Annotated in this window: 19 protein-coding genes; 10 read left to right on the forward strand and 9 right to left on the reverse strand. The window is 62.7% G+C overall.

Going from position 1 to position 18,608, the window contains the following annotated elements:
* Positions 1–9: 9 nt before the first annotated feature.
* The gene (locus HB630_RS00875) at positions 10–1,293 is read left to right on the forward strand and encodes a YeaH/YhbH family protein (protein ID WP_346656015.1); all 1,284 of its coding nucleotides are present in this window, start codon (positions 10–12) and stop codon (positions 1,291–1,293) included.
* Entirely contained in the window at positions 1,290–2,834 is a 1,545-nt protein-coding gene (locus HB630_RS00880; protein WP_213769480.1) for a SpoVR family protein, read from the forward strand. Before HB630_RS00875 ends, HB630_RS00880 begins: the two co-directional genes overlap by 4 nt.
* 127 nt (positions 2,835–2,961) lie before the next feature.
* On the opposite strand, the gene HB630_RS00885 is transcribed toward HB630_RS00880, so the two are convergent.
* The 7 genes from HB630_RS00885 to pqqA all read right to left on the reverse strand — a co-directional run bounded on the left by HB630_RS00885 (position 2,962) and on the right by pqqA (position 8,207).
* A complete protein-coding gene (locus HB630_RS00885) occupies positions 2,962–3,627 on the reverse strand; it encodes a DUF4286 family protein (RefSeq protein WP_213769481.1) in 666 nt (221 codons plus the stop codon).
* A 5-nt stretch (positions 3,628–3,632) separates the two neighbouring features.
* On the reverse strand, positions 3,633–4,628 hold the full coding sequence (gene pip / locus HB630_RS00890) for a prolyl aminopeptidase (RefSeq protein ID WP_213769482.1): 996 nt from the start codon (positions 4,626–4,628) through the stop codon (positions 3,633–3,635).
* Positions 4,618–5,826 (reverse strand): pyrroloquinoline quinone biosynthesis protein PqqE, encoded by a 1,209-nt coding sequence (gene pqqE, locus HB630_RS00895; protein WP_213769483.1) that lies wholly within the window; start codon positions 5,824–5,826, stop codon positions 4,618–4,620. Before pqqE ends, pip begins: the two co-directional genes overlap by 11 nt.
* On the reverse strand, positions 5,823–6,131 hold the full coding sequence (pqqD, locus tag HB630_RS00900; protein ID WP_213770659.1) for a pyrroloquinoline quinone biosynthesis peptide chaperone PqqD: 309 nt from the start codon (positions 6,129–6,131) through the stop codon (positions 5,823–5,825). Before pqqD ends, pqqE begins: the two co-directional genes overlap by 4 nt.
* A 111-nt stretch (positions 6,132–6,242) precedes the next feature.
* Entirely contained in the window at positions 6,243–6,998 is a 756-nt protein-coding gene (gene pqqC, locus HB630_RS00905; RefSeq protein ID WP_213770660.1) for a pyrroloquinoline-quinone synthase PqqC, read from the reverse strand.
* Between the two features lie 65 nt (positions 6,999–7,063).
* Positions 7,064–7,993 carry a pyrroloquinoline quinone biosynthesis protein PqqB gene (gene pqqB / locus HB630_RS00910; RefSeq protein ID WP_213769484.1) on the reverse strand — a complete coding sequence of 310 codons (930 nt, stop codon included), beginning with the start codon at positions 7,991–7,993 and terminating at the stop codon, positions 7,064–7,066.
* 133 nt (positions 7,994–8,126) lie between these two features.
* Positions 8,127–8,207, reverse strand: coding sequence for a pyrroloquinoline quinone precursor peptide PqqA (pqqA, locus tag HB630_RS00915; protein WP_035721241.1), 81 nt, complete (start codon positions 8,205–8,207; stop codon positions 8,127–8,129).
* A 302-nt stretch (positions 8,208–8,509) separates the two neighbouring features.
* Here pqqA and HB630_RS00920 point away from each other — a divergent pair, with 302 nt between their 5' ends.
* From HB630_RS00920 to HB630_RS00945, 6 genes are all read left to right on the forward strand, one after another.
* Positions 8,510–8,767, forward strand: a complete 258-nt coding sequence (locus HB630_RS00920) for a hypothetical protein (protein WP_213769485.1) — start codon at positions 8,510–8,512, stop codon at positions 8,765–8,767.
* Positions 8,768–9,005: 238 nt separating this feature from the next.
* Positions 9,006–10,295 carry a PQQ-dependent sugar dehydrogenase gene (locus tag HB630_RS00925; protein WP_213769486.1) on the forward strand — a complete coding sequence of 430 codons (1,290 nt, stop codon included), beginning with the start codon at positions 9,006–9,008 and terminating at the stop codon, positions 10,293–10,295.
* Positions 10,296–10,430: 135 nt separating this feature from the next.
* A complete protein-coding gene (locus HB630_RS00930; protein ID WP_213769487.1) occupies positions 10,431–10,997 on the forward strand; it encodes a c-type cytochrome in 567 nt (188 codons plus the stop codon).
* Between the two features lie 111 nt (positions 10,998–11,108).
* A complete protein-coding gene (locus HB630_RS00935; RefSeq protein WP_213769488.1) occupies positions 11,109–12,506 on the forward strand; it encodes an amidase family protein in 1,398 nt (465 codons plus the stop codon).
* A 28-nt stretch (positions 12,507–12,534) separates the two neighbouring features.
* Entirely contained in the window at positions 12,535–13,011 is a 477-nt protein-coding gene (locus tag HB630_RS00940; RefSeq protein ID WP_213769489.1) for a glutathione peroxidase, read from the forward strand.
* A gap of 17 nt (positions 13,012–13,028) precedes the next feature.
* A complete protein-coding gene (locus HB630_RS00945) occupies positions 13,029–13,289 on the forward strand; it encodes a DUF3297 family protein (RefSeq protein ID WP_213770661.1) in 261 nt (86 codons plus the stop codon).
* A gap of 233 nt (positions 13,290–13,522) precedes the next feature.
* Here the strand turns inward: HB630_RS00945 and HB630_RS00950 are convergent, their stop codons facing one another.
* Positions 13,523–14,875 carry a malonyl-CoA decarboxylase gene (locus tag HB630_RS00950; RefSeq protein WP_213769490.1) on the reverse strand — a complete coding sequence of 451 codons (1,353 nt, stop codon included), beginning with the start codon at positions 14,873–14,875 and terminating at the stop codon, positions 13,523–13,525.
* Positions 14,876–15,116: 241 nt separating this feature from the next.
* Entirely contained in the window at positions 15,117–15,929 is an 813-nt protein-coding gene (locus tag HB630_RS00955; RefSeq protein ID WP_249780592.1) for a helix-turn-helix transcriptional regulator, read from the reverse strand.
* 73 nt (positions 15,930–16,002) lie between these two features.
* Between HB630_RS00955 and HB630_RS00960 the strand changes: the two genes are divergently transcribed.
* Positions 16,003–17,181 carry an MFS transporter gene (locus HB630_RS00960; protein WP_213769492.1) on the forward strand — a complete coding sequence of 393 codons (1,179 nt, stop codon included), beginning with the start codon at positions 16,003–16,005 and terminating at the stop codon, positions 17,179–17,181.
* 118 nt (positions 17,182–17,299) lie between these two features.
* The gene (locus HB630_RS00965) at positions 17,300–18,607 is read left to right on the forward strand and encodes an MFS transporter (RefSeq protein ID WP_213769493.1); all 1,308 of its coding nucleotides are present in this window, start codon (positions 17,300–17,302) and stop codon (positions 18,605–18,607) included.
* The last annotated feature ends 1 nt before the right edge of the window (position 18,608 follow it).

The following is an 18,608-nucleotide window of genomic DNA, read 5'->3' on the forward strand; positions in this document are numbered from 1 at the left end:
GATGCAGCAGTGGTCATTCATATTGTCGATCGGCGCCTGAACCCCGGTAGTAAGAGTCTCGAGAACCGTCAGCGTTTCTTGCGCCGGGCAAAGGCCCTGGTTCAGGGCGCCGTCAAGAAGTCGTCGCAGGACCGCGACATCAAGGATGTCCTGGAAGGTGGCGTGGTCTCCATCCCGCTCGACGGGATGGACGAGCCGCGCTTTCGCCGCGAGGGCGGCACCCGCGACATGGTGCTTCCCGGCAACAAGAAGTTCATCGAGGGCGATATGCTGCCGCGTTCGGGCGGCGAGGGCCGCGGCAAGCCGTCCGATCCCGGTGAAGGCGAGGGCGAGGACGCCTTCCGCTTCGTGCTCAGCCGCGATGAATTCGTCGATCTGTTCCTCGACGATCTGGAATTGCCGGATCTCGCCAAGCGAAAGCTGGCGGAAGCCGAAAGCGAGGGGATCCAGCGCGCCGGTTACGCGACGTCCGGCTCGCCCGCCAATATTTCGGTGAGCCGCACCGTGAGCCGCGCGATGGCGCGGCGGGTGGCGTTGCGGCGGCCGCGGCCGGAAGCGATCGCGCAGCTGGAGGCGGAGCTTGCGGCTTGCGAGGATGAAACCCGCCGCACTGAGCTGATGGCGGAGATCGAGGCTCTGAAGGCGAAGGCCCGGCGGATTCCTTTCATCGATCCTATCGATATCCGGTACCGCCGCTTCGAAACCCTGCCGAAGCCGGTCGCGCAGGCGGTGATGTTTTGCCTGATGGACGTGTCGGGCTCGATGACCGAGCACATGAAGGATCTGGCCAAGCGTTTCTACATGCTGCTCTACGTGTTCCTGAAGCGGCGCTACCGCCATGTCGAGATCGTTTTCATCCGGCACACCGACCGGGCCGAAGAGGTCGACGAAGAGACCTTCTTTCACGGACCGGCGACCGGCGGCACGCTGGTCTCGAGCGCGCTGCAGACCATGCATGACATCGTCCGGTCGCGCTTCCGCCCGTCCGACTGGAACATCTACGCCGCGCAGGCGTCCGACGGCGATAATTCCTTTTCCGACGGCGAAGTCGCGGGCCGGTTGCTGACGGAGATGATCCTGCCGGCCAGCCAGTTCTTCGCCTATCTGGAAGTCGGCGAGGCCGGCAGCAATTCGTTCGATATGTCGGATTCCTCGCTTTGGTCGTTGTATGAGCGCCTGCGCGCCGATGGCGCGCCGCTATCGATGCGCAAGGTCAGCGACCGCAGCCAGATCTTTCCGGTGTTTCACGACCTGTTCCAGCGCCGGGGCAAGCACGAGAGGGCCGCGTCATGACCGGGGCATCAGGGCCATTGTTCGAGGGCGCGGACTGGGATTTTGCGACCTTGCAGCGCATCCACGATGCCTGCGAGGAAATCGCCCGAACCGAACTCGGGCTCGATGTCTATCCCAACCAGATCGAGGTGATCACCGCGGAGCAGATGCTGGATGCCTATTCCTCGGTCGGCATGCCGCTGTTCTACAAGCACTGGTCGTTCGGCAAGCACTTCGCTCATCAGGAAGCGTCCTATCGCAAGGGGCTGATGGGCCTCGCCTATGAGATCGTGATCAACTCTTCGCCGTGTATCTCCTATCTGATGGAAGAGAACACCGCGACCATGCAGACGCTGGTGGTCGCGCACGCGGCTTTCGGCCACAACCATTTCTTCAAGAACAACTATCTCTTCAAGCAATGGACGGACGCCGACGGCATCCTCGACTATCTCGATTTCGCCAAGAACTATGTCGCGCAGTGCGAGGAGAGGCATGGCCGGCTGGCGGTCGAGCAGACGCTGGATGCGGCGCATGCGCTGATGTCGCACGGAATCGATCGCTATCCCGGCAAGAAGAAGCTCGATCTTCGCGCCGAGGAAAAGCGCTCGCGCGAGCGGCGGCAGCATCGGGAGCGCGAGTTCAACGATTTGTGGCGCACGGTTCCTGCCGGATTGGCCAAGAGCGAAACCGTGCTGAATGTCGAGCGCCGTCGCAATCTGCTCGGGCTGCCGCAGGAAAACCTGTTGTACTTCCTGGAAAAGACCGCGCCGCGCCTGCATCCCTGGCAGCGCGAACTGCTCCGCATCGTCAGGCACATCGCGCAGTATTTCTATCCGCAGAGCCAGACCAAGGTCATGAACGAAGGCACCGCGACCTACGTTCATTATCGCATCATGAACCGGCTGCACCAGCAGGGCCGCATTTCCGACGGCAATTTCCTCGAATTCCTGCAGTCGCACACCAATGTGGTGTTCCAGCCCGATTTTGACGATCCGCGCTATTCCGGATTCAACCCCTATGCGCTCGGTTTTGCGATGATGCAGGATATCGAGCGCATCGTCACCAATCCCGACGATGAGGACCGGGAGTGGTTTCCGGACATCGCCGGAAAAGGCGATGCGATGGCGGTGTTGCGCGACATCTGGACCAATTACCGCGACGAAAGCTTCATCAGCCAGTTCTTGAGTCCGCGGCTGATGCGGCATTTCCGCATGTTCCATCTGCATGACGATCCCGAGGAGCGCGCCGGCATCAGGGTCGATGCGATCCATGATGCGAGAGGCTATCGTCGCATTCGCCGCGAACTGGCGAAGCAATATGATGTCGGCTTCATCGATGCCAATATCGAGGTGGTGGATGTCGATCTCGCCGGCGACCGTCGCCTGATGCTGCGCCATGCCGTCGTCAAGGGCGCGCAGCTCAACGAGAGCGACGCCAAGCGCGTGCTTCAGCATTTGGCCGATCTCTGGAGCTATGACGTCTCGCTTGTCGAGACCGATCCTTCCGACAAGGTGCTACGGGAATACGTCCTCAATCCGCGCAAGCTCGCCGCGGCAGCGTAAGGGACGCGGCACTCCTGCCGACGCAGGAAGGCAGTTTTGCGCGGTCCAGATCCGTCATGTGTAGAAACACATAGGCAGGCCGTATCGTCATCGTTTTGCGACAATGCAGCATGGCGACATGGTGCGATCATGCCGCCGGAATGTCGCTTTTCGCAAGATCCCACATCAGCTTGTAGACGCCGTTTGAAATCACCAGAGGTTTGAACGCGGCATTGTCGCTGAACAGCGTCGCCGTCGCCGGTAGCACGCTTACATCGGTCGCGTCGATCAGCACGAACCAGTCCGCGGCGCCTGGATTGGGACTATCCTCGGTGAGCGGTTTTGACAGTTTCGCATCGCTCTCGATCAAATGCATCGAGAGGATGCCGTCGAACTGCTTTGGTTCGAATTGCTGGTCGAGCGCGGCGCGAAGCTTCTCTTCGCTGCCTGCGACGGGACGCAGGCGGATGATGCCAAGCGCCGCGCCGCGGCCCATCCCCCGGCTCAGGGTGATGCGGGCGACCGCGCGGATCATATTCCTGAAACGGGCGATGTTGGCTTTCGACCAAGCAGTCTGGCTGGCGAGCGCGGCACGATAGGCGGGGCTGTCGAGCGCCTCGAAACGCCCCGTGGAATAGAGGCTGAGATATTTCGGCTTCGCCTCGTGGGCGATATAGCGGCGGGCTTCGAGAAAGCCGTCGATCGCGACGCGCTCCTCGAGATGCTCGCGATCGTACCAGCGGTTGAACTCGGCCTCGTCCGCAGCGTCGACATCCATCGACGTCAGCAGCATGCCTTTTCCGGCCAGCGGCATTGTCGCTAGATTTCCTGTTTGGTGATGCTGGACGCCATATCCGCGATCGCCTTCATCACGGCGTCGCGCACGCCGGGGTCATAGAGCGTGTGCCCGGCACCCTCGACCATGCGAATCTCCGATTCCGGCCATGCCGCATGAAGCGCGTGCGAGGTCGCGGGCGGACATAAAAGATCATAACGCCCCTGCACGATGATGCCGGGAATGCCGGCCAGCCGGCCGGCTTCGGTCATCAACTGGTCAGGTCTCATGAAGCAGTCGTTCTGGAAGTAATACGCTTCCATGAACGGCGAGGTGGGCAGGGCGCTGCCGGATTGCAGCGAAGTCAGGTCGAGCCTGACCCGTCCGGGCGCGTGTTCGGAAAGGATGCGTTCGGTGTCGTGCCAGGCGCGGACGGCGGGTCCGTATACGGAGGGATCAGTATCGAGGATGCGGCGCCAATAGGCGTCGAGCGGCTTTCCGCGCTCCTTTGCGGGGAGGATGCTGAGGAAATCATCGCTGAGAGCGGGATAGAGCAGCGGAAGCACCCCGCGAAAAGCCGACTCCAGTTCCGCCCTTGTGCCGAGAAAGGTCGCGCGCAGCACCAGGCCGCTGACGCGATGCGGATGCGCCTGCGCATAAGCCAGCGCCAGCGTCGCGCCCCAGGAGCCGCCGACCACCATCCAGCGCTCGAATCCGAACTTCTCGCGGATCATCTCCATGTCCGCGATCAGATGCGGCAGCGTATTGTTCTCGCGGCTGCGTTTGGGCAGGCTGCGCCCGGCGCCGCGCTGGTCGAACAACACGGCATGAAAACGCTCGGGATCGAACAAGCGCCGGTGGTCGGGCTGGCCGCCACTGCCGGGGCCGCCATGCAGATAGACAGCGGCAATGCCGCCGGTCCTGCCGACGCTCTCGACATAGATCTCATGTCCGTCGCCGACGGCGAGATGCTCCGAGGTCAGCGGCGCGAACGGATCGGAACGTCTGGAAACTTGGCCGGCCTCGGCGTCAGGCGCCATGTTCGCTTTCCGTCTCCGGCGTGCCGCCGGCGAAATTGCGGTAGATGAAATGATTGTTGTTACCGGCGGCTTCCGTTTCGGCCAGCTTGAAGATCTGCTCATGCAGCGGCGACAGCGTACAGGCCGGATCGGTATTGCCGGCATCGCCCGTCAGCGCAAAAGCCTGGCAGCGGCAGCCGCCGAAATCGACTTCCTTGAACGCGCAGCTTTGGCAAGGCTCCGGCATCCAGCCGGTGCCGCGATAGCGGTTGAAAGCCTCGGAATTCTGCCAGATCCAGGCGATCGAATGGTTCGACCGCACCGATTCGAATGCAAGCCCGGTGATGCTCTCGGCGGCGTGGCATGGCAGGACCTTGCCGGCGGGCGAAATGTTGAAGAACTGCCGGCCCCAGCCGCCCATGCATTTCTTCGGCCGCAGCGCGTAATAGTCCGGTACCACATAGTCGATGGCAAGGATGCCCTTCAGGCGCGTCTGCGCTTCCTCGACGATGCGGCTGGCCTCCTCGATCTGCGCGATCGTCGGCATCAGCGCGGCGCGGTTCTTCAGCGCCCAGCCATAATATTGCACATTGGCGACCTCAAGCCGGTCGGCGTCGAGATCGACCGCCATCTGGATGATGTCGGGCAACTGGAACAGGTTCTGGCGGTGCATCACCGCATTGACGGTCAGCGGCAGATCCAGCTCGCGCGTCCATCTCGCGGCCTCGATCTTCTTCTCATGCGCCCGCTTGAATCCGGCAACCCGGTCGGCGACAACAGGTTCGTTGCCCTGGAAACTGATCTGCACGTGATTGAGCTCGGAATCGGCCAGCGCCGAGAGCTTGTCCTTGGTGAGAAGCACGGCGGAGGTGATGAGGTTGGAATAGAGCCCGACATCGGTCGCGTGCTGCACGAGTTCAGCGAGATCCTTGCGCGCGGTCGGTTCGCCGCCGGAAAAATGGATTTGCAGCACGCCGATTTCGGCGAGCTCGGTCAGAACCTTCTTCCATTCGGCCGTGGTCAATTCGGTGCCGGCGCGGTCGAGCTCCACCGGATTGGAGCAATAGGGGCATTGCAACGGACAGCGGTGCGTCAATTCGGCGAGCACCGCAAGCGGAATGCCGTAGGTTTCCGCGGTCGAACCGCGCGATTCCAGTATCGCGAGCCCATCGCTCGGATCAGCCGCCACAGCCTTCACCCCGGTATCGATCGCGCTCATGGCGTTTTCTCGCGGGCTTCGGCGAGAAAGCCCTTGTCGGCCAGGTCCTGCAGCATGGCGATCACGTCGCTCAGGATCGCCGCGCGCTCGGCGGCATATTTTGTCGCGAGTTGATCGGCGATCTGGCCGACGTCGCGAACGCCGTCGCAGAGCTGCAGCACCTCGACCGCGATCTCATCCGGCGCCAGCACGCGCTCGGGTGCAAGGATGACCCAGACCTGCCGTGTTTCATCGAATTTCAGCCGGGCATGCCGCGGCAATACCGGGCGGCTGGTCTCGCTGACACTGATGTTGCGGCTGCGCAGGGCTGCCATCGGTACGTCTCTCGGTTCTTGGAGCTTCGGTTCCGAAGCTCTAGATGATTGTTTGACGGGTTTTCTTCACGCGAACCGGTATCCACTTCGCTCGAAAACGCTCTAGCCATCCTTCGGAACGAAGGCCCCTGGCGGAATATGGCCATCGACATAGGCATGGTACAGCGCGTCGAGCTGGACCCATAGCACATTGGTCTTGAAGAGCAGCGCGTTGCAGACCGCCTCGCGCTCCGCCGGAGTTGTGGCATGGGTCCTGACATAGTCGAGCGCGAAGCCGGCGTCGCGCGGCGCCTGTTGCAGCCGTCGGCTGAAATAGCTCATGATATCGGGGTTCACGAAGTTGTAATGCGCCAGCATTCCCGAGATGCGTTCCTCGTGCAGGCTGGGCGCGAACAGTTCGGTGAGCGAGGAGGCGATGGCCTCGAGCGGTGTGCGGTCGCGGACGAAATGCACATAGGCCTCGACGGCAAAGCGCGTCGCTGGCAGGATGCCTTCGGTGGATTCCACATAGGCGCTGTCGAGCCCAAGCCCTTCGGTCAGTTTCAGCCAGCGCTCGATGCCGCCTTCGCTGCCGATATCGCCGTCATGGTCCTCGATCCGGTGCCGCCATTCGACCCGGGTGGCACGGTCGCGGAAACGCGAGATGACGACGGCGTCCTTGATCGGGATCGTGCTCTGGTAATAATAGCGGTTCAGCGCCCAGGCCTGCACCTGTCCCTTATTCAGCTTGCCGCCATGCAGCAGGCGATGGAACGGGTGCAGATTGTGGTAGCGTGTGGCGCCGATGTGGCGAAGCGTCGCTTCCAGTTCCTCGGCCGTGTCGAGTGAGATGCCTTTGCCGATGGAGTAGGCGGTCATTGCAGGCGACAGCTTGCCATTTGAAGGCTTGGCAGTTGAAGGATTGGTGGTCGCGGTTGCGGCGTTCACAGCGTAATCTCCGTTCCATCAGCGGGAATTTGCCAGCCGGCGCGCTCGGCGGTTTTGCGTTCGGCGGAATCGTTTAGCAGCACCGGGTTGGAGTTGTTGATATGCAGGAACAGCTTCCCGTCGATATCGAGGCCGGCGAGGCGATCGATCGCGCCGCGCTCGCCCGACATCGCGATATGTCCCATGCTTTGTCCCGTCTTGTCGCCGAGGCCGGCGGTGATCAACTCATCGTCGCGCCACACCGTGCCGTCGAAAAAAACCGCTGAGGCGCCGGCGAGCCGCGCCCTGAGATCATCGGTCACCTGCGCGCAGGCGGCGAGGAAATAGAAATATTTGCCGCTCGCCCTGTCGCCGATCCGCAGTCCGAGCGTGTCGCCTGCCTCTTCCCCTCCGGTGGGATGGGCCCTGCCTTCCAGATACCACGCGCCCTTGCCGGGAACGGCAAACGGTAAAATCTCGATCCCGGACGGCGAACCGTCGGGCAGGCTGGGCACGAATGCTTCATCGAGCCCGATCGGCTGCCGCCGCACGTTCTTCTCGCTCAGCACATTGAAGATGCTGTTGCTGTTCAGGATCGAGAGCACACGGGGATGCGCATAGATCGTGAATGGCCAGCCTTCGCGCATCGATAACAAGCCCGTGATGGCATCGATTTCGCCATTGGTCAGGATGACGCCGGATATCGGGCTATGGCGAAGCTTGCCGTTGGCGGGATGAAGCTGCGGCGTCGCGATCACCTGCTGGCGCAGATCGGGCGACGCGTTGATCAAGAACCAGTGATCGCCATCGGCGCTGACCGCAATTGAGGCCTGGGTGCGCCGAAGTTCAGGTTGCTCGGTTCGAGCCATCCGGCACACCGGACATCCGCAATTCCACTGCGGAACACCGCCACCGGCCGCGGCGCCCAGGACGACGACCCGAAGCATGATCCGTCTCCCGGTATTATGACGTTTCGTATCCTGATGTTTTGAAGGTGGACCCCGGTTCACGGGCGTTCTGATCAGGAACACGCCGCGGCCGGAAGCCCACCTGCATAAAACGTGAAGTTATCGCTGCCGCTTATTTGCGGGCGGCGCACGCATACATGTTGATTTCCATGCCGACCGGCACTTCAACGATCTTGGGGGTTTTCCAGGTCATTTTGGCTCTCCTTGCCCGAGCAGGGTGATCTCCACCCTCACGGGCTAAAGTAATGCGGAAAGAAAAGTTCGCCAGTGAAATCTTTGTCTCGCGAATTGGTGTTTTTATGTTGCGACGCAAAAGAATTTCACCGATTTGTGCAAGGATGATTTCAAACCAGTGAGGGATCAGCGGGTTCAATATCATTCATGCCAGCCGGTGAACCGGCGATGGTTGAGCAAGACCTGCAGTGCAGGATAAACAACGCGTGAGTTTCCTTGGGGGGCCTGTGAAGGCCGCATCGGAAAGCAGGTCTTGAGTCCATGCCACGATATTTTTTCAACACACGGATCGGCGGCGAATTGATCACCGATCCCGACGGCGAGGATCTGCGCGATCCCGATCGCGCGTGGGAAGTCGCGCGCGCCATGATCCGGGAAGTGCTGGGGGTGGAAGGCGCGCAGACCGCACTGCTGAATGCGACCATCGAAGTGACCGGTGAAGATGGCGAGGTCGTGCTGGAATTTCCGTTTGCCGAAGCCATCATCGAGACGCCGGACGATCCGGTCACCAGGCACTAGCCGGTCGTTCCGCTTGTTCGATATATGATCACTCTTTCCGGTTAAGCGATCAACACTGCGCGATATCGGTGGCCCCGCATCCTTCCGCGTCTCGGTTTCGTCATCGAGCCTTGCAAGGATGTTTGCGATTGCACTCCGGCGGACAGATATCGGAGACTGCCCGTCAGGAACGCCAGCCGCGCCGGCATCGTGCTTTCACCTGCGCGGGAATCAAGGCTTCCATTCAGGGAGAACATCTATGAGAATTCATTTATCCGCGCCGTGCAGCCTGTGGCTCGCCGGTGCTTTTATCGGTGCATTGACACTGGGCGCCGCCGCGCAGCAGCCGGCCGAGCCAGGACCATCCGCCACGCCGGCGCCAGCTGCAACTCCTGCCGCGGCGCCAGCGCTTCCGGCAGGCTCACCTTTGATCGGCCGGCCGGGCAGCGAGGCCGCCGCCAAGCTCGCGCCCGTCAACGGTCCGCCGATCGCCACCGCCGCCGACAAGCTGCCGGTCACCAAGCTCAAGGTGCCGGCCGGCTTCAATGTCGAGGTCTACGCCGCCGGCATGGCGAATGCGCGTTCACTGGCCCAGAGCGACAAGGGCACGGTGTTCGTCGGCAGCCGTCTCGTCGACAAGGTCTATGCCATCGTCGACAAGGACGGCAAGCGGTCGGTGAAAATCATCGCCTCCGGCCTCTACCGGCCCAACGGCGTCGCGTTCCATGACGGCACGCTCTTCATCGCCGAGCTCTCGAAAATCGACAAGATCGACAAGATCGAGGACGTCATCGACAACCCGCCGAAGCCGACCACGATCTACGACAATCTGCCAAAGGACGAGGCCCACGGCTGGAAGTTCATCGCGGTCGGTCCGGACAATAAGCTCTACGTTCCGGTCGGTCAGCCCGGCAACAACGTGCTGCATGACGACGCGCACGGCCAGATCCGCCGCATCAATCTCGATGGCACCGGCGCGGAAGTGGTCGCCTATGGCGTTCGCAACAGCGTCGGCTTCGATTGGGATCCGGAAACCAAGCAGATGTATTTCACCGACAATGGCCGCGACTGGATGTCGGAGGATGTTCCGCAGGACGAACTCAATCGCGTCACCAAGGTCGGCGAGGATTTCGGCGCGCCCTATTGCTATCAGGGCAACATCTCGGATCCCGATTTCGGCTGGGGACATTCCTGTTCCGACTACACCCCGCCGGTCGGCCTGATGGGGCCGCACGTCGCGTCGCTCGGGATGCGGTTCTATACCGGCAACATGTTCCCGAAGAGCTACAAGGACGCCATCTTCGTCGCCCGGCACGGCTCCTGGAACAGGACCCACAAGGCCGGTGGCGACGTCGCCGTCGTCAAGCTGAACAAGGATGGCACGGTGAAATCGGTCGAGCCGTTTTTGACCGGCTTTCTCGAGGACAACAAATATGTCGGCCGTCCGGTCGACGTGATGCAGATGAAGGACGGCTCGCTGCTGGTCTCCGACGACTGGAACGGCGCCGTCTATCGCGTCAGCTACGGCAAGAAGGTCGCTTCGAAGTAGCGAGAGTTCGTCATTCCGGGCTGGTGCGTCAGCACCGGACCCGGAAACTCGAGATTCCGGGTTCGATGTTTCACATCGCCCCGGAATGACGAAAAACTGTTTTTACCCCTGAATGACAAAACGCCGGGATTGCTGATGCATAAAATAATTGCGGCGCTGGCCTTGGCGTCGATCGTTTTCTCGGCGAGCGCCCAAACCATCGAGGAGCGCGCCGCGCCTTGCCTGGCCTGCCACGGCGACAATGGCCAATCCCAGACCGAAAACATTCCCTCGCTCGGCGGCCAGCAGGCGGCTTATGCGCTGATCCAGCTTTTCATGTTCCGCGAGAAGCTGCGGGTGTTCGAGCCGATGAACGACATGACCAAGTCGTTCACCGATGACGATTTGCACGCCTTTTCCGATTTCATCGCCACCTTGCCGAAACCAGCGCCGCCGGCCGACGCCGGAGATCCGGCACGGATGGCGCGCGCAGCGGCGCTGGTTCAGCAGAACCACTGCAATTCCTGCCACCAGCCGGATTTCTCCGGCGGCGATAACATCCCGCGCATCGCCGATCAGCGCGAGGACTATCTCGCCAAGACCATGCGGGAATACAAGGACAACAGCCGCCACGGCTATGACGACACCATGGCCGAAGTGCTCCAGCCCGTGACCGCCGACCAGATCGACGATCTCGCCTATTACATCTCCCGGGTGCGCTGAGCTAATAAGTCATCAGCCGCTGCCTGCGGGGAAGGCATATTTCATGTGCGTTCGCGATGGCGCTGCGGTGAGGGCGGCGCTACAAGGATGGACGATCGAACGGAGTTGTCCATGCAAGATATCTGGCGTTTGTCGGCTGCCGATGTTGCCGCCGCGGTAAAGTCAAAGACAATATCGGCCAAAGAGGCTGCGCTGTCGGCGCTGGCGCGGCTTGACGCGGCCAACCCCAAAATCAACGCCGTGATCGACCATCGCCTCGAGGACGTGCTGGCGCAGGCCGCCGCGGTCGATGCGGCGATCGCGCGCGGCGAAGATCCGGGCCGGCTCGCCGGTGTGCCGGTGACGGTCAAGGTCAATATCGACCAGCAGGGATTTGCCACCACCAACGGCCTCAAATTGCAGCGCGACAACATCGCGCGCAGCAACAGCCCGGTGATCGACAATCTACGCAAGGACGGCGCCGTCATCCTCGGCCGCACCAATTGCCCGGCCTTTTCCTATCGCTGGTTCACCACCAATCTGATCCACGGCGACACCAAAAATCCGCGCGATCCCGGCATTACGCCGGGCGGTTCGTCCGGCGGCGCGGCCGCAGCGGTGGCAGTCGGCATCGGGCATATCGCGCATGGCACCGACATCGCCGGCTCGATCCGCTATCCGGCTTACGCCTGTGGCGTGCATGGCCTGCGGCCGACGATCGGTCGGATCGCGGCCTTCAACGCTTCGGGGCCCGAGCGCATGATCGGGCCGCAGATCAGCGCGGTGTCCGGCCCGCTGGCGCGCAGCATCGGCGATCTCCGGATCGCGCTGGCTGCGATGTCCGGCTTCGACGCGCGCGATCCCTGGTGGGTTCCGGCGCCGCCGGAAGGGCCTGCGATACCGAAGCGCGCCGCGCTGTGTTTCAATCCGGACGGGCTCGAGACCGTCGCCGAGGTGAAGGCGGCCCTTGCCGATGCGGCCAGGCGTCTGGAGCGCGCCGGATGGACGGTCGAGGAGGTCGCGACACCGCCGCTGCGCGAAGCGGCCGAGCTGCAGACCAAATTGTGGCTCGGGGACGGCTATGAGGCTCAGCTCGACGCCGCCGAACGCGAAGGCGATCCCGGCGCGCTGGCCTGCCTGCGCGGCAACAAGTCCAAGGTGTTTCCGTTCGACGGGGCCGCGCTCTCCAAAACCCTGACGCGCCGGGCGACCCTGACGCGGGAATGGCTGCAATTTTTCGAGAAATATGCCGTCCTGCTGCTGCCGGTTTCCGGCGAACTGCCGTTTCCCGATCAGCTCGACTGCAAGGACGATGCGTCCTTTGCGCGGGTCTGGCAGGCGCAGATGCCGCAAATTGCTATTCCCTTCATGGGCCTGCCTGCGCTAACCGTCTCTACCGGACTGGTGGGGCGCGTTCCCGTCGGCGTCCAACTGGTTTCGAGCCGCTACCGCGAGGATCTGTGCCTGCTCGCGGGCGAGGCGATCGAGGCCGGAGGAACGCCATCGGCGCCGATCGATCCCGCCGGCTGACCGGATCACGATTCAGGCTGAGGGTACGATGCCCAGCGTTTACGATTTCACGGCAACCTCGCTTGCCGGCGAAGAGATTCCGTTGAAGCGGTTCGAGGGTCAGATTTTGCTGATCGTCAACACCGCAAGCCAATGCGGATTCACGCCGCAATATAAAGGCCTGCAGGAATTGCAGCAGGAATTTGCCCCGCGCGGCTTTTCGGTGCTGGGATTCCCGTGCAATCAGTTCGGGCATCAGGAGCCGGGCGACGCCCGCGAGATCGAGCAGTTCTGCACCACCAATTATGCCGTGACCTTTCCGATGTTCGCCAAGATCGACGTCAACGGCAGCAACGCCCATCCGCTCTATCAATATCTGAAGGACGAGAAGTCCGGCCTGCTGGGTTCCGCGATCAAGTGGAATTTCACCAAATTCCTGGTCGATCGTACGGGGCAGGTGGTCGCGCGGCATGCGCCGACGGCCAGGCCGGAAGGGCTCACCAAAGAAATCGAGGCGCTGTTGTGAACGAGAAAAACGAAGTGATGGGCGATCAATCGGGTGACCAACTGCCCGACCGGCTTTCGACCGATCCGAAGAGCCCGTATTACAACGCCGACGTGCTGGCGCGGGACGTCGGCATTCGCTTCAAGGGCGCCGAGAAAACCAATGTCGAGGAATATTGCATCAGCGAGGGCTGGATCCGCGTGACGGCAGGCAATGCCAGGGATCGTTACGGCAACCCGCTCACGATCAAGGTCCACGGTCCGGTCGAGCCGTATTTCCGGGACAAAGCTCAATCTTGAAGTGATACTTCGTCACTGCGAGGAGCGTTAGCGACGAAGCAATCCAATTCCAGTCATTCCGGGATGGTGCGTCAGCACCGGACCTGGAATCTCGCGCTACAATTTCGAGATTCCGGATCGTCGCTTCGCTCCGTCCGGAATGACGAACCCGTGTTGGAATTGCTTCGCGGAGCTTGTCATCGGGCGCGCTTCGCGCGCCCCGATGGCGCTCGCAATGACAGCGACGAAAAACGCTACGACAGCCGCATGTCTAGCAGCCTGCGGCCTTCGCTCTTCAACAATTTCTTCACCGCGCTGGAAGCCGCGACCTCGCCCTGGTTGACATAGGCCTCGTGGTTCTTCTCGATATCCTCGAGACGATAGAGATAATTGACCATGATGCCGGCGGATTCGCGCAGTCCCTTCGGCGAGAGGTCGCCGAGCCAATCGATCCGTTCCAGCCGCGCGCCGTTGCCGAGGTGGAATCGCGCCACCGAATCGATCAGGCGGCCTTTCGGCGTCCGCGCCTTCAGGAAATAATAGGCTGCGAGCGGCTCGATCACGGTGCGCAGCTGCGCCGAGAGATCGGCGTTCTCGTGCCAGTCCGGCCGGTCGAGCTGTTCGAGCAGCGCGCGGCCCTCGTCGGATACCGGAAGGTCGTTGGCCTGCTTCAGCCATTGCATGAAGCCCGGCACCGGCGACAGCGTTACGAAGGTGTCGAGCTTCGGCAGTTCGCGTTGCAGTTCCTCGACCACCTGCTTGATCAGGAAGCTGCCGAAGGAAATGCCGCCGAGCCCGCGCTGGGTGTTCGAGATCGAATAGAACACGGCGGTCCGCGCCCGCTCGGCCGGCACCGGCTGGCGGTCTTCGGCAAGCAGCGGCGCGATGGCGCCGGGGATGGTCTCGGTCAGCGCCACCTCGACGAAAATCAGCGGCTCGTCGACCAGCGCGGGATGAAAGAAGGCGTAGCAGCGCCTGTCGACGGGATCGATGCGGCGGCGCAGATCGTCCCAGTCGCGGATTTCATGCACCGCCTCGTAGCGAATGATCTTTTCGAGGATGTTGGCGGGGCTCGACCAATCTATCCTGCGCAGCACGAGAAATCCCCTGTTGAACCATGAAGACAGCAGATGCGTGATGTCGCGGTCGAGCGTGGCGAGATCCCTGCTGCCTTTCATGACGCGAAGCAGGTCGACGCGCATCGCCACCAATTCGCTGGTGCCTCCCGGCGCCCGGTTGAGCCGGCGGATCAGTTCCTGCCGGCGCGGCTCGGACGCGAAATGCAGGTCGCTGGCATCGCCATTGTCCGGCTGCGCGCGCCAGGTCTCGATCGCCTGGATGAGCTTTTCGCGGTCCGGTCCGTAATCGCGCGCCAGCGCTCCGAAAAACGCCAGCCGGCCCTCGTCGTCGAGATGGTGATAGCGGTCGAGCACTTCGCGCGCCATCGCGGTGCCCGAGGCCTCGCCGCGGCTGGATAGCAAGGCGTGGCACAATTCGAGCAGGTCCGACGCATCCTGCTTGGTCTCGTTGGAAACGCCGCGGCGCAGCAAGGTGCGGCTGCGCTCCGAAATCGTGGCGAGGAGGTCGGTGAAGAAGGCGTTGGCCATGGGGTCAGTCGAATCCAGACAGTGCCGAACCTTGCAGGAGATTATGGCAAAGTCGGTTACAATGAAACGCGACCATAGTACGGCAATTTGACGTAGCCGCGAAGGGCGGAATTCGTCGCGGCCGGGCTTGACCCGTCATCGCCGTCCCTCCCGTTCGGACGGCCGTGCCCGGCAAGCTATGATCCGGCAAAGCGCGATGGGGGCTCAGGGCCGAACCCGGTTGTGACGGAACCGGCTTGTTTTATTCCTTGGTGGTCTCCTTGGCCGCGAACGCGGTCGGGGTCTTGCCGGTGACCTGCCGGAACGCATGCGAAAACGCCGGCACGCTGGCATAGCCGAGATCGGACGCCAGCTGCTTGACCGGGACATCGGCCTCCATCGACAGCCGCTCGATCGCCGCCGCGATGCGCGCGCGCTGGCACCAGCTCTTGAAGCTCAGCCGGGTCTCGGAGGCGAACAGCCGCGACAGCGTTCGGGCCGAGCTGCCGACCGCGCGCGCCAGTGTCTCGATCTCATGCAGACCGGTGGGGTCGGCGAGCACGATGTCGGCGGCGCGGCGGCAGCGCGGCTCCTGCGGCAGCGGCACGAAGGTGGCGGAATCGTCGGCTTCGTGCAGTTCGAGCAAAGCCAGCCTGACCAGAACCCTGGCGCGTTCGCCATCGCTGCGGCCGTCGAACAGCGCCAGGATCGCCTCATGCAACAGCCGCGATACCCGCACCACATATTCCGTGCGCAGGCTGTCGCTGCGGTCTTGCCGCCGCAGCCACGCCACGTCGAAATAGAGCGTCCGCATCTCGATGTCGGCCAGCACGTCGATGGCATGTTCAAGGCGGGCGGGCACCCAGACCGCGCGATCGGGCGGCACCAGCCAGCGTCCCTTGGGCGTGGTGACCTGCATCATCCCGCGGGCGGCATAGACCAGTTGTGCCTCGCGGTGCATATGGGTGTCGAGCCGGACGCCTTTTTTGTAGCGGCGCGCCACCAGATGGACGCCATCGGCGATCCGGGGCTGGATCCCCTCCGGGGTCGCGATTGGCTTTTCAGCGATAATCATTGGCCACATCCCGTCAGGGCAAGACCCTATAACCTATCCCACGACATCGCAGGATACGACCCAGGATAGCATCATGAACAGCCCCAGCCGGGTGATCGGTTTCGTCAACGCCGCCCATTTCATCGACCATTACTCGATGCTGATCTTCGCCGCCGCCGTCATCGTCATGGGACCGGCGCTCGGCATGGCCTATTCCGAATTGCTGCCTTACGCGACCCCCGGCTTCATCGCGTTCGGCGCCGGCTCCCTGCTCACCGGATGGCTCGGCGACCGCTGGAGCCGCCGGCACATGATGGTGATCTTCTTTGTCGGCATCGGCGCCTCGATGATCTCGGTCGGGCTGGTGCAGACGCCGTTGCAACTCGGCGCGGCGCTGCTCTCGATCGGCATTTTCGCCTCGATCTATCATCCGGTCGGAACCGCCATGATCGTCTCCTACGCCGACAGGCTCGGCCGCGAGATGGGAATCAACGGCGTCTGGGGCAATCTCGGCGTGGCGTCGTCGGCGCTGGCGACCGGCGTGATCGGCCAATATCTCGGCTGGCGCTGGGCCTTCATCGTTCCCGGCATCGTCACGATCCTGGTCGGCGCGGCCTTTGCGCGGATGGTGGTCCACGAGGACCGCACCGGTTCACGGCAGGCGGCTGCGCAGGCGCGCGTCGCCAAGCAGGATATGTGGCGGGTGATCGTGGCGCTCCTGATCGTGGTGATTGCGATCTCCACCACCTTCAATGCAGTGACGGTGGCGCTGCCGAAACTGTTCGCGGAACGCCTGGCTGATCTCACCAGAAGCCCGGCGCTGCTGGGGGTGATCGCGGCCTGCGTCTATGTGTTCGGCGCGATGACGCAATACACCATCGGCAAGCTGCTCGACCGGCATTCGCTGAAAGCGGTCTCGCTGCCGCTGTCCTTTGTGCTGGCGCCGTTCCTCTATTTCGCGGCCACCTTGTCGGACCTGCCGCTGATCCTGGTTTCGATCGGCATCGTGATGGGCGCGTTCGGGCAGGTCACCGTCAACGATGCCATGGTCGGCAAATATACCAGCGAGGAGTGGCGTTCGCGCGCCTATGCGGTGCGCTATTTCGTCGGCTTCACCGCGGCGGGCGCTTCCGTCGGTCTGGTGGCGTGGCTGTACCAGCGCGGTGGCTTCGTCACCATGCTGCATGCCTTCGCGGCGCTTTGCCTGCTGACGGTCGCGGCCGCGCTGATCCTGCCGCAGGAAATCAAGGTGCCGGCGGCGCAGCCGAACTGATCGCCGCCGTCACCGGGCGTCCGTTCCGGAACGGGCGCAATCCGGCATGCCGCTTGCATTCGCTTAAAGCCGGATATCCTCCCTTGAGAGGAGGATTGTGCTTTGAGTGGAGATCCAAATGACCATCACGGCAACGGCGCCGGTCGTCGGCATGGAGCGGACGAACATGAACGCCATCGTGTTCGCCAGCAGCATCGGGACCATCATCGAATGGTATGATTTCCTGATCTACGCCACCGCGGCGGCGCTGGTTTTCAACAAGGCGTTCTTCCCGACCTTCGATCCGCTTGCCGGTACGCTTGCCGCGCTCGGCAGCTATGCGGTGGGCTTTGTGGCGCGGCCGCTGGGTGCTGCGCTGTTCGGTCATTTCGGCGACCGGCTCGGCCGCAAATCGATGCTGGTGCTGACGCTGTTCGTCATGGGGCTGAGCACCTTCTGCATCGGCCTGCTGCCGACTTACGCTTCCGTCGGGATCTTCGCGCCGATCCTTCTGATCCTGCTGCGCGTCGTCCAGGGCATCGGCCTCGGCGGCGAATGGGGCGGCGCTTCGCTGATGGTGCTCGAACATGCGCCGGCCGAGAAGCGCGGCTTCTACACCAGCTTCGTGCAGGTCGGGTTTCCGATCGGGCTGGTGCTGGCGACCCTGGTGTTCTCGCTGGTCACCAGGCTGTCCGACGCCGACGTCGCCGCCTATGGCTGGCGCATTCCGTTCCTGGTCAGCATCATCCTGTTGGCGATCGGCACCTTCGTGCGCTCGCGCGTGCCCGAGACGCCGGTGTTCGAGGGCCTCAAGACCCGCGACAATCTTTCCGCCAATCCCTTTGCCGAGGCTGTCGGCAAGAACACCAAGCCGTTTTTGATCGCGGTCGGATTGAAGCTCTCCGAGGTGTCGTGGGTCTATATGCTCACGGTGTTCGTCGTGGTCTACGCCACCACCAAGCTCGGCCTGTCCAAGCCGATGATGCTCGATGCGGTTTTATACGCGGCGTTGCTGGAATTGATTACGCTGCCGCTGTTCGGCTGGCTGTCCGACCAGATCGGCCGACGGCCGCTGTTCATTCTCGGCGCGCTGTTCACGATCCTGTTCGCCTTCCCGCTGTTCTGGATGATGGAAAGCAAGAGCGCCGCGATCGTCTTCACTGCCATGATCATCGCGATGAATTTGGGCCACGGCCTGATGTTCGCGACCGAATCCGCCTACTTCCCCGAATTGTTCGGCCCGCGGGTACGCTACAGCGGCGCGACCTTCGGCTTTCAGCTTTCCGCGGCGATCGGCGGCGGCTTTGCGCCGATCGTCGCCACCGCGATGGCCGGCTATATCGGCGGCACCACCGGCGTCTCGATCATGCTGGTCGTGCTCGGGCTGATCACGCTGGCGGCCGCGCTCGCGGCGCGCGAGACCTTAGGGGGGTCGCTGACCGAATAGC

The sequence above is a fragment of the Bradyrhizobium sp. dw_78 genome, assembly GCF_018449525.1.
Lineage (GTDB): Bacteria > Pseudomonadota > Alphaproteobacteria > Rhizobiales > Xanthobacteraceae > Bradyrhizobium.

What these genes read in the sequence shown, in the direction of transcription:
- pqqE (WP_213769483.1), bottom strand. Translation starts at nt 5,826, where the DNA reads ATGAGCGCGATCGATACCGGGGTGAAGGCTGTGGCGGCTGATCCGAGC.
- HB630_RS00880 (WP_213769480.1), top strand. Translation starts at nt 1,290, where the DNA reads ATGACCGGGGCATCAGGGCCATTGTTCGAGGGCGCGGACTGGGATTTT.
- pip (WP_213769482.1), bottom strand. Translation starts at nt 4,628, where the DNA reads ATGGCGCCTGACGCCGAGGCCGGCCAAGTTTCCAGACGTTCCGATCCG.
- pqqC (WP_213770660.1), bottom strand. Translation starts at nt 6,998, where the DNA reads ATGACCGCCTACTCCATCGGCAAAGGCATCTCACTCGACACGGCCGAG.
- HB630_RS00960 (WP_213769492.1), top strand. Translation starts at nt 16,003, where the DNA reads ATGAACAGCCCCAGCCGGGTGATCGGTTTCGTCAACGCCGCCCATTTC.
- HB630_RS00965 (WP_213769493.1), top strand. Translation starts at nt 17,300, where the DNA reads ATGACCATCACGGCAACGGCGCCGGTCGTCGGCATGGAGCGGACGAAC.
- HB630_RS00920 (WP_213769485.1), top strand. Translation starts at nt 8,510, where the DNA reads ATGCCACGATATTTTTTCAACACACGGATCGGCGGCGAATTGATCACC.
- HB630_RS00925 (WP_213769486.1), top strand. Translation starts at nt 9,006, where the DNA reads ATGAGAATTCATTTATCCGCGCCGTGCAGCCTGTGGCTCGCCGGTGCT.
- HB630_RS00945 (WP_213770661.1), top strand. Translation starts at nt 13,029, where the DNA reads ATGGGCGATCAATCGGGTGACCAACTGCCCGACCGGCTTTCGACCGAT.
- pqqA (WP_035721241.1), bottom strand. Translation starts at nt 8,207, where the DNA reads ATGACCTGGAAAACCCCCAAGATCGTTGAAGTGCCGGTCGGCATGGAA.
- HB630_RS00940 (WP_213769489.1), top strand. Translation starts at nt 12,535, where the DNA reads ATGCCCAGCGTTTACGATTTCACGGCAACCTCGCTTGCCGGCGAAGAG.
- HB630_RS00950 (WP_213769490.1), bottom strand. Translation starts at nt 14,875, where the DNA reads ATGGCCAACGCCTTCTTCACCGACCTCCTCGCCACGATTTCGGAGCGC.
- HB630_RS00935 (WP_213769488.1), top strand. Translation starts at nt 11,109, where the DNA reads ATGCAAGATATCTGGCGTTTGTCGGCTGCCGATGTTGCCGCCGCGGTA.
- HB630_RS00955 (WP_249780592.1), bottom strand. Translation starts at nt 15,929, where the DNA reads ATGATTATCGCTGAAAAGCCAATCGCGACCCCGGAGGGGATCCAGCCC.
- HB630_RS00930 (WP_213769487.1), top strand. Translation starts at nt 10,431, where the DNA reads ATGCATAAAATAATTGCGGCGCTGGCCTTGGCGTCGATCGTTTTCTCG.
- HB630_RS00885 (WP_213769481.1), bottom strand. Translation starts at nt 3,627, where the DNA reads ATGCCGCTGGCCGGAAAAGGCATGCTGCTGACGTCGATGGATGTCGAC.
- pqqB (WP_213769484.1), bottom strand. Translation starts at nt 7,993, where the DNA reads ATGCTTCGGGTCGTCGTCCTGGGCGCCGCGGCCGGTGGCGGTGTTCCG.